The sequence below is a fragment of the Acidobacteriota bacterium genome, assembly GCA_039683095.1.
Classification (GTDB): Bacteria; Acidobacteriota; Aminicenantia; order Aminicenantales; family Saccharicenantaceae; genus RBG-16-66-30.
Genome location: JBDKSB010000013.1, coordinates 1 through 15,189 on the forward strand (window position 1 = coordinate 1; position 15,189 = coordinate 15,189).

A 15,189-nucleotide genomic window follows, 5' to 3' on the forward strand; every position below is an offset into this window, starting at 1 on the left:
ACCCACCAGTAGGAGGCCGCGGCCCAGTTGGCCGGCTGCCACCAATGCGGCGAGAAGCGGATCTCCTGCCATTCGGAGGACGGGATCTCCTCGAAGAACAGCGTGCCCGGCTGGAACCGCCTCGGGACCAGGGCCGCCGCTTCCTTCTCCCAGGCGCCGTCCGCCGGGGCCGGGCTGACGATCTTGAGCGACGCCGCCGCGGCCTTACCGGCGACGGCCTCGCGGAACTGCCGGATCATCACCTCGCCCAGCTCGCTCGTCCTTTCGATGTACGGCCCGAGCCTTTTCCGGGCTTCCTCCCTCCGGCCGGCCGGCGCCAGGCGCGCGATGCTGCCGAGGGCCGCGCCCTGCAGGCCCGCGTAATACCGGATGGCTTCCAGGCCGTCGGCCAGGACCCGGCCCAGGGCCGTGCCGTCCTTCGCGTCCTCGGCCCTGGCCCCCATCTCCCGGGCCTTGGCCATGATGACGTCCGCGCCGCGGGCCTGCGTCAGGCCGGCGATGAAGGGGACCTCGTCCATCCCGGCGTCGGCGACGAAATAGAGATAGGCCGCGGTGATGAGGCCGAGCTCGCGCAGTGTCCGGGGATCCACCTTTTCGATCGTGTCCATGGAGTTGTGGTGCAGATGGCCGCCCGCGCTCAGGTAAACCAGGTTGGTGGGCACCCCGATCATCGGCTCGCAGAAATAGGTGTCGGTCCCCATGCCGAAGGGCTCGGTGGACCAGCTGCGGCCCGGATCGTAGCGGGCGTAGTAGCGGCGCAGGATCTCCGGGAAGAGGGCGTCCGTGAAGGTCGGGCAGGAATTCGGGTTCATGTACAGGCTGACCGCCGTCGTCGCCAGGTCGAGGCTCTCCGCGCCCGTATCCAGGCAGACCGCCGCCACGGTCTTGTCCCGCAGGCGCGGGAGGTTCTTCTCGACGTAGGGCAGGGAGCCGTACATCTCGCCGCCCAGGAGAACCCGGACGGACCGTCTCGGCCGGGGCAGCGTCCCGGACCCGATCAGTTCGTTGAGCGTGCCGACGGCCTCCAGGATGGCCGAGACGCCGGTCGAATTGTCGTTCGCTCCCCATTCGTTGATGTGTCCGGTGACCAGGACCTCGTCCGCCTCGGGGCCAGATCCCCTGACCAGGCCGACGACGTAGGGCAGCTGGCCGTCCGTGTAGTAGCGGCTGTCGATCCTGGCCCGGACCCGGATCTTCTTCCCCTGCCTGAGGAGATCGCGAAGGTAGTCGCCCTTTTTCCGGGAAATGGAGAAGCCGAAACCGTTCCGGCTGTCGTAGCCCGTCATCCACCAGCCGCCGGGCATGTCCGACCAGCCGTTGAGCCACTGGTTGGCGTTGACGAATTCCGCGCTCTTCTCCTCGATGCAGTCCCCGACATAGCCGAGGATGCCGTAGCGGTCGAGCTGCTTCTTGATGGCTCGCGTGTAGGCCGAGGTCAGGACGATCTTCCCCCGGGCGTCCAGCCGGCCCAGCTCCGCCGGGTCGGCCGTCTCCATGAGAACGAGCTCCGTCTCGATCCCCTGGGGGGGCGTCGGGGCGCTCCAGGCGTTCAGGGACGTCGGATTGTCCCGGTAATTGCAGAGATAGCGGTATTCGTCGGGGACCGGCGGCTCGATGACCTCGAGGGTGGCCTGCGTCACGTCCCAGCCGATCGGGTTCGTCCAGGCGCAGGACTTGGTGACCCCGTCCGCCGGGGTCCCGAGGAGCTCGGCCTCGTCGAGTCCCCGCTCCGTCATGATCGTCCGGGCCGTCTCGGCCGCCTTCCGCCAGGCCGGCAGCGTGAACCACTTCTCGTGCACCCACAGCCGCATGACATAATCGCGGGCCCGGTTGCCGGAGACCTCGCCGCGCAGCGCCTGGAACAGCTTCGGGAGACCGGCGGGCTCGGCTGCCCCCAAGACGGCGGCCAGGGACAGGAGGAGCGCTGCGGAGGCGAAAAGATGTCTTCTCATGCTTTCCTTTCCGAAGGCCCGTCGTCCGGCGGCCGGCCGGTTCACATCGGACCGTTCGTCTTTTCCAGATGCTCGAGGGCCCTCCGGGCGGCGGCCTTTCTCGGCGTGTCCCCTTCCGTCGTCGTCTCCAGATAGAGCCGAAGGTACTTGACGGCGTCCTTCCCGTTCCCGACCCGTTCCAGGACCGCCGCGTAGTTCAGGTACGTTTCGGCGGAGGGGTTCAGGCTGACGGCCCTGGCCAGGCTTTCGAGGGCCCCGGCCATGTTCCCCTGGGAGGCCAGGATGATGCCGCTTTCCTGGTAAGCCGCATAATCGTTCGGATCCTCGTCCTTCAGCAGCCCGTAGATCTCGAGGGCTTCCGAAGCCCGGCCGGCGGCGGCCAGGGCCCGGGCGCAGTCCTTCCGAAGGGGACGGTTCTCCGGCTCGATGCCCAGGGCCTTCTCGAAATAGTCGATAGCTTCGCCGTATCGTCCCATCCGGCTCATTATCCAGCCCGACGAGAGGAGGGCGTCGAAATCGACCGGGTTCATGGCCAGGGCCGCCTGATCGGCCTCGTAAGCCTCCGGGAGCCGGCCCAGCTTGAAATAGACCATGCCCAGCTTCGAGCGAAGGAGGGGCGCCTCCGGGACGCGCTCGACGCCCTGGGCCAGGACGCCGGCCGCGGCCGCGAAATCGCCCATCCGGATATAGACGTCGGCCAGGCGGGAATAATTGTCCGGGGCCGAGGGATAGGACGCGATCAGGGCCCGGTAGCTTTCGGCCGCTTCCGGCAGCTCCTTGGCGAATTCGTGGATCTTCGCCTGGCAGATCCTGTTGAATTCCTCGATCTTGTCCTTGGGGTCCGGCAGGGCCTCGCGGGAAGCGCCGGCCGTCGATCCCCCGCCCAGATAGCCGAGGGAGTTCAACCGCTCCCTCTCCTCGCTGGTCAGGGCCTTGCCCGAATCCAGGGCCGAGGAATACGTCCTGACCATCGAGTCGAGCTTGGCCCGCATCTCCGAGGAGCGCCGGGCTTCCCGCCCGATCGCGTTAGTTTCCTCGCGGGGATCGCTCTTCAGGTCGTACAGCTCTTCCCGGGGAGCCCGGATATATTTCCAGCCCTGGTCGATGAGGCCGATGAGCTCGGACCAATGGTAATTCTCGCGGGGATAATAGGTCTCGATATAGGAATCCAGATCGTCCTTCCTGCGGCCGCGGATATGGTCCAGGAGGCTCAGCCCCTGGACCTGGCCGGCCGGGGGCAGGTCCAGGAGATCGAGAACGGTGGGCATGACGTCGATCAACCTCACCAGGGGCCGGACGACCTGCCCGCGCGGAAGCAGCTTTTCGCCGTAAAGGATTAGGGGGACCCTCAGCGTGACGTCGTAGATATAGATCCCGTGGTCCAATTCGCGCTTTTCGCCCAGGGCCTCGCCGTGGTCTCCGGCGACGACGATCAGGGTGTTCTCGAGCTGGCCCTGGTCCCTGAGCCGGTCGACGATCTTCCCGATCGATCCATCCATGTAGGCGATCTCTCCGTCGTAAGGATCGGCCGCGAACCTCTCCTTGAACGGGGACGGAGGATCGTAGGGAAGATGCGGGTCGTAGAAATGCACCCAGCAGAAGAATTTCTGCCGGCCGTTGGCGTCGAGCCACGCGGAAAAGGCCTCGAAGGTCTTTTCCGCCCGCCGTTCGGACCCGGCGTCGACGGGAAGAGCGCCGCTCCCCAGCTCGTCGTCGTAGACCTCGAATCCCTGGTTGAGGCCGAACCTGGAATTCACGGTGAAGGAGCTGACAAAAGCCGCCGTCCGGAACCCGTTGCCCTTCAGGACCTCGGCCAGGGTCGTCAGGTCCGGGTTGAGGCGGTAGGTGCCGTTGTTGTGGACCTGATGATAAACGGGATAGGTCCCGGTCATGATGGAGCTGTGGGAAGGCAGGGTCAGCGGGACCTGGCAATAGGCGTTGGAGAACCGGACCCCGTTCGAAGCCAGGAAATCCAGGCTCGGGGTTTTCGCGGCCGCGCATCCATAGCTCCCGAGCCGGTCGGGCCTGGTCGTGTCGAGCGTGATCAGCAGGACGTTCGAGGCGCGCCCCCCCCCGGCGCGGGTCCTGGGCTTGAAAGGGAAAAGGACGACCAGGGCGATCGCCAGGCCGAGCCCGGCGAGCGGCAGGACGAGCCGGCGGGCGCGTCTTTGACGAGGGGCCGCATCCCCTTTTCGAGGGGCCCGCCGATCCCTGTTAGTTCTTCCTTTGGCTCTATGCGTCATGTTCGATCGCCGCGATCAGGATATCAATATAGGAAAAGTAGGCCCTTAGTCAAAGCCGGCCGGGCCCGATCGACGCGGGCTGCGGACCGGCCGCGCGGGTCCTTCATTTCAGGCCGCTCCGCCATTTCACGAAACCGGGGTCCCGGGCCAGGGCCCGGGCGAGCAGGATGTGGCCGCCTTTCAGAAGATGGCACTGGTCGGCGAACTCCTCGCTCGGCAGGAGGTCTCCCGTCGAATCGAAGAAGGGATAGCCCAGCTCCCCGAGCTTCTCCTTGACCTCGGCCATCATGACGAAGAAGCGCTCGCGGCTGGCCGCCGTCAGGCAGTGGGTATTGAACGGCCCCAGCAGGACGAAAACGTCGTTGCCGCTCTTCCTGAGGCGGTCAAGCGCCTTCAGGTAGAACTCCCACTGGATGGACTCGGCGGCCGGCATGAACGGGTCATCCCTCAACTGGGCTCCCTTCCGGCTGGACCAGGCCGTTCCCAGCCCCTGCCTGTCCTTCATCATGGGCGCGGCCGCGAACGAGATCGCGCCGAGCGGCAGCCGGTAGGGATGGTCCATGAGCCAGGCCGCGAGGCTCTTGTTCTCGAAATTGTTGACCATCAGGTGGCGGACGAACGGGGGGATCTTCAGGTAGTTCTCCAGGAGATAGCCGAGCCGCTCGTCGAGGCTGCGGTAATAGGAGATCCGGGGATCGAGCTGGGGGACCAGGCGCGGATGATGGAATTCCCAGCGGTCGCTCCCCCGGCCCCGCAGGTCGCGCCGTGGGCTGGACATCCAGAGCGGATTGAACTCGAGGATAACCGGGGCGCCGCGCAGGGACCGGCCGTAGTGGCTGAACAGCCCGGTCATGGCCGCATTGGTCAGGCCGTCGATGCCCAGGTTCGCGACCTCTTCCCGTCCGAGTTCCACGTTGATGGCGTGTGAGATCGTCTCGGTGTTGGGCACTTCCTGCCCCCAGACGACCGAATCGCCGATGAGGAGGATCCTGTAGTTGTCGCGGGCGACCCGGCACCATTGGGCGTAGGCCCAGTAATCGCTCATCCGCTCCTCCCAGCAGGAGGACCGGTAATCGCTTTCGAGCGGGATCCTTTCCCAGCGGCCCCAGCCGAGGCAGGCGCCGAAGCTCACGGCCAGGAACAGGGCGATGGTCAGGATCCACTCCTTCCCGGTCAGGATGACGCTATTCGAGTTCGGTATCGTCGGTTTCATCCCGCCGTCCTTCGTTCCGCAGGTTGCTCATGGGCGCTTCAGAACCTGAAATAGTAGAACTTCTCGTAGCCGGGCGTGCTGAAAAAGACGAGGTAGAGCATCATGGCCAGCATGAGCCCGACGCGCACGGCCGGATGCTCCAGGATCCGCCGCCGCTTCGACTTGAACAGGGCCTGGTACCCCCAGACGAGCCCGATGAACATGATCCCGATCAGGGGGAACCGGGGATCGCCGGCCGTGAAGCTCAGGATCCCCTTCAGGATGGCCGTCGCGTCCCGGAACGTCGCCGCCCGGAAAAAGACCCAGGTCAGGCAGACCACGTGGAAGACGACGAACTGCTTGACCGGCTTCGGGATCCGGTGCTTGTAGAAGGAGGTCACCTCGAGCTCGCGGGTGAAGGCCCGGCCGACGCCGTGGATGGCCCCCCAGATGACGAACGTCCAGGCGGCCCCGTGCCAGAGCCCGGCCAGGACCATGGCGGCGATCATGGCCGCGTAGCTCCGGACGGTCGCCGCGATCGTCCGGCCGGCCAGCGGGAAATAGACATAATCCCGGATCCAGGAGGACAGGCTGATGTGCCAGCGCCGCCAGAAATCCCCCAGGCCGTCGGCCAGGTAGGGGTTGTTGAAATTGAGGCTGAGATCGAAGCCCATCATCTTGGCGGCGCCGCGGGCCAGGTCGGTGTAGCCGCTGAAATCGAAATAGATCTGCCAGGCGAAGGCGTAGGTCGCGACGAGCAGGGCCAGACCCGAGGCGCCCGCCGGACTGCCGTAGATCTTGTCGACATAGACGCCGAGGAAGTCCGCCAGGGCGACCTTCTTGAACAGGCCCACGACGAAGAGCGACAGGCCCTCGCTGATGTTGACCGCCCGGAGCCTCGCCGGCCGGAGGAGCTGGGGCAGCATCGTCCCGGCCCGTTCGATCGGGCCGGCCAGGAGGTAGGGGAAGAAGGAGGTGAAGGCCGCGTAGCGGACGATGTTCTTCTCGACCGGGACCTTGCCGCGATAGACGTCCACGACGTACCCGATGATCAGCATGGTGTAGAACGAGATGCCGACCGGGAAGAGCCGGCCGGGGGGCTTGAAGGAAACGTTGATCCGCAGGATCTCCAAGAGCCCGTTCAGGTTGTTCACGAGGAAGGCGCCGTACTTGGCGGCCCCGAGCATGACGACGCCGTTGGCGACGGCCAGCGCCAGCCACCATTTTTTTCTCGGGGAGGAGGCCATGGCCCGGGCGGCGCCGTAGCTGACCAGGGTGGCGTAGGCCAGGAGCGCCGGGTAGAGCGGGTTCAGCCAGCCGTAAAAAACATACGAGGCCGCGAGGACCCAGACGATCCGGAGCCCGGCCGGCTTCAGGGCGTAGTAGACCGCCAGGACGACGATGAAGAAGCCGGCGAAGGTCCAGGAGTTGAAAAGCATCGCCGATCACCTTTGCGGACGGCGCCTTCCGGCCGTTCAGAGTTTGAAGAAGATCTTGCGCCTGTAGAGCCACAGGCAGACGTACCACATCAGGCCGACGGCGACCGTCGGCTGGAGCAGCGGGGCCAGGGCTCCGGCGAAAGCGAACCGATGGCTGAAGACGGCCAGGGACTGGTCGACCCAGGCCCCCAGGGCCTGGCTGAGCGCGTAGAAAAAGATGCCGTTCATGCCGACCACCACCAGCGGGTAGGCCGCCTTTTTCCAGCCCTTAACGTCGAGCGTCCAGAACAGCGCCGCCAGGACGAGCACGACGATGCCGGAGGTCAGGAAGGTGTACGAGGCGGTCCAGGTCTTCTGCATGACCGGGTTGAACGGCGACAGGATCAGGCCGAGGGCCAGGCCGCCGGTCCCCGCGGCCGCCAGGATCTTCGTCTTGGCCTCCCGCGTCTTCGGCCCCAGCAGGAACGTCCCGGCCCAGGCCCCGATGAGCATCGATACGGCGCTGCCGATGAAATAGATCGTCACCCAGCTCCCGGCGCTCTCCAGGCCGAACACGGCGCGGTCGATCACGACGCCGACGTTGTCCGCGGGAGAGAACGGCCCGGCCGACCCCGGGAAGACCTGATAGAGGCCCCAGTTGAGGGCCATGAGCCCGGCCGACGTCAGGATCTGGCCGCGCAGCGGCAGCTCGAAGATGAGGACGCAGAGCAAGTAGCACGCGGCCAGCTGGGTGAGGGTCTCGTGGGAGCTGAAGACCGCCTTCGAGATCTGGATGCTCAGCAGGATCTGACCGACAAGGACGAGTTTGACCGCCCGCCAGAGCGAATGCCTCAGCATGGCGGACCGCGGCTCGCCGGTCCTGAGCCGGCGGGCCCGGGCGAAAGGCAGGGCCGCCCCGACGACGAACCAGAAGAACGGCTGGATCATGTCCCAGAAGGCCAGGCCCGTCCACTTGACATGATGGAGCTGCTGTCCAAGCCAGGCCCAGGCGGACTGCTGGCCGAGGGCGTCGCGTCCGATCAGCCCCCAGCTCAGCGCCAGCATGACGAAGCCGCGCATGACGTCGAGCGTGACGAAGCGCTCGGAAGCCTTGGACTTGGGAAGGGCGGGGTCCGCTGCCGTCTCCGGGATCTTTTCGGTCATGTTGATCCTGCGCTTGCCATATTGATTTGAGTTGGATTAATATCGTATATCGTATATCATAGCGGTAAGAATATAGTCAAGCGGTTCCTGAAGAATGACAAAACGATATCGACCTTCACTTTTAATCAAGGACGTCGCGGGCCGGATTGCGAGACCGGCGCGAGCCTCGTGTTCCTTGATATGCCGTTTGCGAAGGAGGATTGGAATGTCGAGATCCGCGATCGGGCTGGCCGTGATCCTAGCGGCGGCGGCAGCGCCGCTCCTGTGTTTTCCGGCCTCGACCGAAAGAGCTTATTCACCTGAAGAAATATCCCGCTGGACCCTGGTCGGCGCCGGAAGCGTCCAGGTGGACGGCGGAGAAAAGGCCGTTCGACTTTCCGAGGGCAAGGGATCCAAGGGGATAACGCTGGTTTCCCGGGAAAGCTGCGGCAGGGATCTCGTCCTCCGGTTTGCCGCCAAGCCCCTCCAGGCCAAGGGCGTCAACGTGGTGCTTCTCGCGGTCTCCGACAAGCAGGCCGGGGGTCTCCCCGCCCTCCCCGACAAGTCCGACGGGGCCATGGACCTCTGGACGACAGGGAGCATCTCGAACTACATGGCGGCTTTTCACACCGGGTTCCACCAGCCGAACGCATATATAAGGAGGAATCCCGGCAGTGTCCTCGTTTGCGAGGCCAAGGATGTCGCCACGGCGGAAACATGGTACGAGGTCGAGGTCGGCCGCAAGGGAGCCAAGCTCTGGCTGAAGATCGACGGGGCGCTGGTCTGCGAAGGAGAAGACCAGGCTCCGGACCCGCTCGGCGCGGGGGCCGTCGGCTTCAGGCTAAGAGGACCCGGCGACGGCACGTTCAGCTGCCTGATCAGGGACGTCAGGATCATCACCGATTCCGGCGACGCGTCACGGGATTTATGTTTGACAACAAAATAAGATATATGATATACAACCATCCTCTGGGGGATAAATAAGATGCTTCAAAATCATGATTTAGGCTATAGGTCATTGAAAAACCTAGTTTATGATTATCTCCGGAACCAGATCCGCAGCGGCGAACTGAAGCCCGGTGATCCGATCAACATGGACCGGACGGCTAAGAGCCTCGGCATCAGCAAGACGCCGCTCAGGGAAGCCCTGATCAAGCTCGAGACGGAAAACTTCGTCAAGATCATCCCCTGGAAAGGGGTGATCGTCAACACCGTCGAATTGAAGGATTTCGAGCAATGCTACCGGATCATCGGGGCCCTGGAGAGGTCGGCCATGCTGGCCGCGGGACCGCGGATGAAGGAATATGACATCCGCAGGCTGGAGATCCTCAACGCCGAGATGAGCGATTGCCTCTCCGCCAAGGATTTCGACGGCTATTACGCGAAGAACCTCGAGTTCCACGGCCTCTACCTGACCCTGGCCAAGAACGAGGCCCTCGTGGACGTGATCGAGATCATGAAGAAGAGGCTCTACGAATTCTCCCGCCCCGAGGAGTTCATCCCGGAATGGGAGGAGATCTCCCTGGAGGAGCATCGGAAGCTGGTGGAGTTCCTCGACCGCGGCCAGTTCCGGGAGGCGGCGGACTATCTCGAGAACACCATCTGGTCGTTCGCCGTCCAGAGACAGTACATCGTCCGCTACTACAAGTTCGAGCACGGGGCGGCGAAAAAGACCGAATGATCATGGGCACATCCGCTCCGGTCGTTTTCAAGGTCACGGACTATGTCGAGCGCGATCTGGCCTGGGAAGAGGAGGAATGCCGGAAGCTCGGTGTCCGCTTCTCCTGCTTTCAGCTGAAGGACGCACCTCCGGAGGAGATCGTTCGCCAGGTCGGGGACGCCGACATCGTCCTCGTCAACATGGCCGGCATCACCGCCAAGGTCGTCGCCGGCCTGGCCAGGACGCGTCTCCTCCTCCGGCACGGCATCGGCTATGACAACGTCGATGTCGCGGCCTGCAGCCGCCGGGGCATCGTCTTCGCCAACGAGGCCACCGCGTCGAGCGAGGACGTGGCCGAACACGCCGTCATGCTGATGTTCGAGGCCTACAAGAAGAAACGGCTGCAGGACGTCATCCTCAGGGATTGGATCAGGACGGGCCGCTGGAGCTCCAAAAGGATCCACCCGATCTACCGTCTCCTGGGCAAGACCCTCGGCATCGTCGGCTGCGGCAACATCGGATCGAGGGTCCTGGGGAAGGTCCGGGGGCTGGGCATGGATGTCCTCGTCTGCGACCCCTATCTCTCCCCCGGGAAATTCGCGGAGCTGGGCGTCAGGAACACGCCCCTCGATGAGATCCTCCGGAGGTCCGACATCGTCAGCCTCCACGTCCCCGTGACGGAGGAGACGCGGGGCCTGTTCGACTTCGCCAAGTTCAGCTTGATGAAGCCGTCCGCCGTCGTCGTCAACACCGCCCGGGGGCCGATCATCAGGACGGCCGACCTCGTCCGGGCCCTCAGGGAAGGCGTCATCGCCGGCGCGGCCCTCGACGTCTTCGAGGAGGAGCCTCCCAAGCCCAAGCTCGAGCTCTTCAAGATGAAGAACGTCGTCCTCAGCCCTCACGTCGCCTGGTACAGCGAGGAGGGCGGGCTCGACATCCGCCGCATGATCATGGAAGACGTCAGGGCTTTCCTCGAAGGCCGTCTCCCCCGCTTCGTCATCAACCGGGACGTCCTCGCCGCGCCCGGCCTCAGATATCCGCTCAAGAGCGATGAACCCCGCCGCGGCTGAGCGGGTCTCCCCTCAGGTTCCCGGCCCGCGCCGGGCGGCCCGGGCGCCTCTTCCGGCGGGACGGCGCGGCGATCCCGGCATCCCGCTATCATCAATTATCAGGGAGGATCGACATATGATCAAAACTGCTCGCACAATCCGTTCCCTCGGCCTGGCGCTGGCGCTCGGCGCGATGTTCGCGCTTTTCTCGGCGACGCCCGTCCGGGCCGAAGCCGCGCTCAAAGTCGGCGTCGGCGAGACGATCATAACCCCCCCGGCCGGGATGGCCATGGCCGGGTATCGGAGAACGGAGGTGTCGAAAGGCGTTCACGACGACCTGTTCGCCCGCAGCCTCCTCGTCGAAGGGCCGGACGGCAAGACGGTCGTCCTGATGACCCTGTCCCTGGTCGAGGTCCGGCGGCCCTGGGTCGAGGCCATCCGCGAGGGCGTCGCCCGCCGGACGGGCATTCCGGGCGAGAGCATCCTGATCAGCGCCACGCACACGCATTCCGGTCCGGACGTCGGCGGCCTGGAGGATCCGTACACCAAGGCCCTCATCGCCAAGTCCGTCGAGAGCGCGGTCATGGCCTGGACGAAGAGGGTCCCCGGCCGGATCGGGGTGGATTCGACCGTCGTCATGGAGCTGGGCAGGAACAACCGCCGGCTGGACTGGGGCGGGATGCATCCGGACCCGCAGGTCGGGCTCATCAAGGTCGCCGACGCGAAAGGCAAGCTCCTCGGGGTCGCGTTCATCTACGGCTGCCATCCCTCCACGCTCGATCTGCACAACCTCCTGTTCACCGAGGACTGGCCGTACTATGCCATCAAGGGCATCAAGGATAGGCTGGGCCGGGACGTCTGGGTCGCCTATTTTCAATCCGCCCAGGGGGACATAAAGGTCGGGTACACGGCCGAGCTGTCGGCCGTGGGCGCCGCCATGCCCCTCCGGACCTGGGAATACGCGGAGCTCAAGGGCCGCCAGATGGCCGACGCCGTGCTCCAGGCCCTTCCCCGCGTGCGGACCGCGCCCTCCGGGCCGGTGAAGAACGTCAACGGGATCTTCGAGTATCCCCTGGCCGGGGATTTCGCGCTGACGGTCGAACAGGCGGAGCGGCAGCTGGCGGCGGCCCGGGAGAAGCTCGCTGATCTGGAAAAACAACAGGACGCCGTCGGCCGGCGGGTGCTCGACCGCGCCAGGGTCGAGGTTTTCCTCGCCGGGATGCGGCTGACCAATGCGAAGAAGTCCCTGGACAAGAACCGCCCGACGCTCATGAAGCTGGAGCAACAGGCCGTTCGCATCGGCGACGCGGCCTTCGTCTCGTTCCCGGCCGAGGTCTTCTCGGAGATCGGCCTGGCGGTGAAAAAGAGGTCGCCGTTCTCCAGGACCTTCGTCATCGGCCTGGCCGACGAGTCCGACGTGGGCTACCTGCCCACGGCCGAGGAGTTCAAGGAGGAGAATTACGAGGTCCTGGGATCGCCCTTCAGCCCGAAGGCGGAGCAGGCCTGCGTCGACGCCTCGCTGTCCCTCCTCGAACGGCTGAAGTAGCCGTTATTTCTTTTCCAGCTCCACCGCCGCCACGCCGATCGGAGCGTTGAATTCCCGGGCGGCCTTCAGGACGTCCTGCTGGAACTTCTCCGGGGTGTTGCTGACCGGCCCCTCGCTCCAGGCGCCGGCGATCAGGTATTCGAAGGCGCAGTCCGGAGTGACCGGGACGCGGAAGCCGTGCGCCCCGCCGGAATCGTCCACCCGGACGTATTCCGGACGGTAAGCGTCCTTCACCACGAGGGCGATGCCTTCGAACGGGACGATGATCTTGGTCATGTACATCCGCCGGACATCCGGATCGAAGATATCGACGTTCTTGCCGAGCGAGATGACCGTGCCGCCCTTCTGATAGGTCTTGTCCTCGCTCATGATCCTCCGGATGGCGCAGCCGAAGACCGTGCCGGGATTCTCCGGGATGAACGTCGGGAACTTGACCTTGCAGGTCGAGTAGATCTGCCTGGTGAAGGCCGTGTACTGCTGCTCGTACTCGTAGACCCCCTGCCCCGATCGCCAGTTCATGACGTGGACCCTGATGATGCTCCGGAGGGGGCCGTTGGCCACGACGTCATAGGCATACCGCGTGTCATAGAGCTGTCCCCGGCCCCGGGAGGGGCTGAAGCGGGCCCGGGAAGGCTTGTCGGGGCGGGAAGGATCCTCGAACAGGCAGACGCCGCCCGCCCCGAACGATTCGGAAACGGTCATGATGTCGTTGCCGTACTCGGAGCCCGCCGTGTACCCGGACAGGTTCGAGGTGTTCTCGTGGTTGGCCACCAGCCGGGGCTTGCCCTTGCCGTAAAGGTCCACATCGCTGAAGTACCAGAGCTTCCAGCCGATGTATTCAGATTCCCACCAGGGCACGATGTGCTTGCCGTAGTTGCCGACCTCGGCATGGGTGAAATGCTCGAACTGGCCGCGCTCATTAACCCCGACGTAGACGTAGAAAGTCCTGGTCTCGTTCGGCTTGAAATCGCTCATGAAGAACAATTCGTCCCAGATGCCGTCCTTGTCGAGGTCGTCCAGCTGGTAGGGGATCAGATGCCCGTTGGTTTCCTTGAAGGTCACCCCGCTCCCGACGGCCTTGGCCCGTTCGGGACTGGGGTCCGGCTGAGGCGGCAGCGCCGGGTCCACCACGGTGACGTCGGCTTCGACCGTGCTCACGACCGGCATGAGCCGGCGGGGAATGACGATCGGGCAGTTGGCCCGGGAGATGTCGAGAGTATTGGTCAGCACGACCTTGACCCGGGTGGCCGGGGCGAAGTCCCCCTCGGTGTACCAGCCGTCCTGGGCGTGAGCGCCGAGGGCCAGGGAAAAGACAGCGGCCAGGGCCGCGATCGCCAAGTTCGTTCTTTTCATTCGGGTCGCCTTCCTTTATAGAATTGAAGCCGTTCTCTGTGCCATGACGGGGGCGCCGCGCCTCAGAAGTCCAGGGACCTCCTGGCGTTGGCCCCGAAGATATCGATCTTGGCCGCAAGCGGGATATCGGCCAGGCCGACGCGGCCGATCTGCGGGCGCGGGTCGATGAACGGGTTGTCCGTTCCGAACAGGACCCTCTCCGCGCCGATCTCTTTCACGAAGAACTCGATCTGCCGGGCCGGGCACATGGACAGGGTGATGTCGAGGAAGATGTTCGGGACGGCCGCGGCCAGCTCGACCGCATGGCGGCTGCCGTAAGGGCCGCCCGAATGGCCCATGATCCAGCGGGCCTCCGGATAGTCCCGGGCCGTCGCGGCGAACATGTCCTGGGAGCCGAAGGGATCGTTGTCGTACCAGGTGTGGGCCAGGACGAAAAGCCGGCGCTTCGAAGCGAATTCGTAGATGCCCTTCATCCGCGGGTCGTTCATCCGGCACCGCGAACCCCAGGGATGGACCTTGACGATCAGGACCCCGGGCCGCTCGAAGCAGCGCCCGAGCTCGTCGACCGACAGCTCGGGGTGGTTGCCGTTGACCGTGCAGGCGCCGTAGAGGCGCCGGGGGTGGGCGGCGACCGCCTCCAGCATGATGTTGTTGCCGAGGACGATGTCCGTATCCCAGCTCAGGTTGGTCGAGACCACCGTCCGGCTTATGCCGCACCGGTCCATGACCCGGACCATGTCGCCGGCGCTCGCGGCCGGGATGTGCATGTTGTAATAAGGGCCCAGGTGGGCGTGCATGTCGATGATCTCGACGCCCTCGAGGGGCAGCCCGGCGTGGATCCTGTCTTCCAGGCTGTTCATGATCCGGCCTCCCCGAGCAGCCGGCGCAGGTTGCCCCCGGCGATGGCCTCCTTGTCGCGCCGGTCGATGTCGGCGTAGGCCAGCCTGGACACGGCCGCCGTCCCCGTATAGGAGGGCATGTTGGTCCCGAAGAGGAGCGGCCGGGAGCCGAAGCGGCCGACGAGGTCCTCGATCGCTCCCGCGCCCATGAATCGGGACATCTCGACGTGGAGGGTCTCGGACTTCTCGAGCAGGGGATAGAGGAAGCGGTCGTGCCGGTAGCTGCACTCCGTCATGATGACAGGCAGCCTTGTGAAGCGCTGGAGGACGGCGAAGACCTCTTCCCAGGTTACGGTTTCCGTATCCAGCATCAGCGGGAGGCGGGCGGTCTCGAGCGCCTCCAGGACTTCGCCGGCGCACCACTCGGACAGGGAAAAGCCGTGGCGGCTCCGGCCGGGGAACATCCGGACGGCCCTGACGCCGGCGCGGCGCATGTCTTCAACGAGCCGGCCCGGCGCGGGCATCTCCCGGGTGTGCGGCGGGAGGATGACCCAGACGGGGTCCAGATCGGGATGGCCGGCGATCTCCTTCATCAGCAGGGCGTTGCCCTGGACCGGATCGCCGAAACGGGCCACCGTGTGATAGACGAGGGCCCGGCCGACGCCGGCCGCGGCCATCTCCCCCTTCAATCCGGCGACGTCGGGGATGTCCAGGAGCAGGGGGCATCCGACGCGCCCGACCGAGCAGTTGCAGTCGAAATAGTTCAGCCTGTCCATGTCCCCTCTCCCCCCGGG

General features: G+C 65.2%; 12 protein-coding genes. 4 read left to right on the forward strand and 8 right to left on the reverse strand.

Going from position 1 to position 15,189, the window contains the following annotated elements; all coding sequences use genetic code 11:
• The 5 genes from ABFD52_13450 to ABFD52_13470 all read right to left on the reverse strand — a co-directional run.
• Positions 1-1,952 (reverse strand): M28 family peptidase (locus tag ABFD52_13450; GenBank protein ID MEN6561770.1); only part of this gene is annotated, 1,952 nt, incomplete at its 3' end.
• 41 nt (positions 1,953-1,993) lie between these two features.
• Complete coding sequence (locus tag ABFD52_13455) at positions 1,994-4,195, reverse strand: sulfatase-like hydrolase/transferase (GenBank protein ID MEN6561771.1); 2,202 nt, start codon at positions 4,193-4,195, stop codon at positions 1,994-1,996.
• Between the two features lie 103 nt (positions 4,196-4,298).
• Complete coding sequence (locus tag ABFD52_13460; protein MEN6561772.1) at positions 4,299-5,408, reverse strand: hypothetical protein; 1,110 nt, start codon at positions 5,406-5,408, stop codon at positions 4,299-4,301.
• 38 nt (positions 5,409-5,446) lie between these two features.
• The gene (locus tag ABFD52_13465) at positions 5,447-6,826 is read right to left on the reverse strand and encodes an MBOAT family O-acyltransferase (GenBank protein ID MEN6561773.1); all 1,380 of its coding nucleotides are present in this window, start codon (positions 6,824-6,826) and stop codon (positions 5,447-5,449) included.
• A gap of 36 nt (positions 6,827-6,862) precedes the next feature.
• Positions 6,863-7,969 (reverse strand): DUF5009 domain-containing protein, encoded by a 1,107-nt coding sequence (locus tag ABFD52_13470; protein ID MEN6561774.1) that lies wholly within the window; start codon positions 7,967-7,969, stop codon positions 6,863-6,865.
• A gap of 205 nt (positions 7,970-8,174) precedes the next feature.
• Here ABFD52_13470 and ABFD52_13475 point away from each other — a divergent pair, with 205 nt between their 5' ends.
• The 4 genes from ABFD52_13475 to ABFD52_13490 all read left to right on the forward strand — a co-directional run bounded on the left by ABFD52_13475 (position 8,175) and on the right by ABFD52_13490 (position 12,203).
• Positions 8,175-8,894, forward strand: coding sequence for a hypothetical protein (locus ABFD52_13475; protein ID MEN6561775.1), 720 nt, complete (start codon positions 8,175-8,177; stop codon positions 8,892-8,894).
• Positions 8,895-8,966: 72 nt separating this feature from the next.
• Positions 8,967-9,629 (forward strand): GntR family transcriptional regulator, encoded by a 663-nt coding sequence (locus tag ABFD52_13480; GenBank protein ID MEN6561776.1) that lies wholly within the window; start codon positions 8,967-8,969, stop codon positions 9,627-9,629.
• Positions 9,626-10,678, forward strand: coding sequence for a C-terminal binding protein (locus ABFD52_13485; protein ID MEN6561777.1), 1,053 nt, complete (start codon positions 9,626-9,628; stop codon positions 10,676-10,678). Before ABFD52_13480 ends, ABFD52_13485 begins: the two co-directional genes overlap by 4 nt.
• A gap of 115 nt (positions 10,679-10,793) precedes the next feature.
• Complete coding sequence (locus tag ABFD52_13490; protein ID MEN6561778.1) at positions 10,794-12,203, forward strand: hypothetical protein; 1,410 nt, start codon at positions 10,794-10,796, stop codon at positions 12,201-12,203.
• Between the two features lie 3 nt (positions 12,204-12,206).
• Here the strand turns inward: ABFD52_13490 and ABFD52_13495 are convergent, their stop codons facing one another.
• The 3 genes from ABFD52_13495 to ABFD52_13505 form a co-directional block, all read right to left on the reverse strand.
• Complete coding sequence (locus ABFD52_13495) at positions 12,207-13,556, reverse strand: DUF4861 family protein (protein MEN6561779.1); 1,350 nt, start codon at positions 13,554-13,556, stop codon at positions 12,207-12,209.
• A 62-nt stretch (positions 13,557-13,618) separates the two neighbouring features.
• Entirely contained in the window at positions 13,619-14,416 is a 798-nt protein-coding gene (locus ABFD52_13500) for an amidohydrolase family protein (protein ID MEN6561780.1), read from the reverse strand.
• A complete protein-coding gene (locus tag ABFD52_13505) occupies positions 14,413-15,171 on the reverse strand; it encodes an amidohydrolase family protein (GenBank protein ID MEN6561781.1) in 759 nt (252 codons plus the stop codon). Before ABFD52_13505 ends, ABFD52_13500 begins: the two co-directional genes overlap by 4 nt.
• Positions 15,172-15,189 lie beyond the last annotated feature (18 nt).

What these genes read in the sequence shown, in the direction of transcription:
- ABFD52_13455 (MEN6561771.1), bottom strand. Translation starts at nt 4,195, where the DNA reads ATGACGCATAGAGCCAAAGGAAGAACTAACAGGGATCGGCGGGCCCCT.
- ABFD52_13460 (MEN6561772.1), bottom strand. Translation starts at nt 5,408, where the DNA reads ATGAAACCGACGATACCGAACTCGAATAGCGTCATCCTGACCGGGAAG.
- ABFD52_13465 (MEN6561773.1), bottom strand. Translation starts at nt 6,826, where the DNA reads ATGCTTTTCAACTCCTGGACCTTCGCCGGCTTCTTCATCGTCGTCCTG.
- ABFD52_13470 (MEN6561774.1), bottom strand. Translation starts at nt 7,969, where the DNA reads ATGACCGAAAAGATCCCGGAGACGGCAGCGGACCCCGCCCTTCCCAAG.
- ABFD52_13475 (MEN6561775.1), top strand. Translation starts at nt 8,175, where the DNA reads ATGTCGAGATCCGCGATCGGGCTGGCCGTGATCCTAGCGGCGGCGGCA.
- ABFD52_13485 (MEN6561777.1), top strand. Translation starts at nt 9,626, where the DNA reads ATGATCATGGGCACATCCGCTCCGGTCGTTTTCAAGGTCACGGACTAT.
- ABFD52_13490 (MEN6561778.1), top strand. Translation starts at nt 10,794, where the DNA reads ATGATCAAAACTGCTCGCACAATCCGTTCCCTCGGCCTGGCGCTGGCG.
- ABFD52_13495 (MEN6561779.1), bottom strand. Translation starts at nt 13,556, where the DNA reads ATGAAAAGAACGAACTTGGCGATCGCGGCCCTGGCCGCTGTCTTTTCC.
- ABFD52_13500 (MEN6561780.1), bottom strand. Translation starts at nt 14,416, where the DNA reads ATGAACAGCCTGGAAGACAGGATCCACGCCGGGCTGCCCCTCGAGGGC.
- ABFD52_13505 (MEN6561781.1), bottom strand. Translation starts at nt 15,171, where the DNA reads ATGGACAGGCTGAACTATTTCGACTGCAACTGCTCGGTCGGGCGCGTC.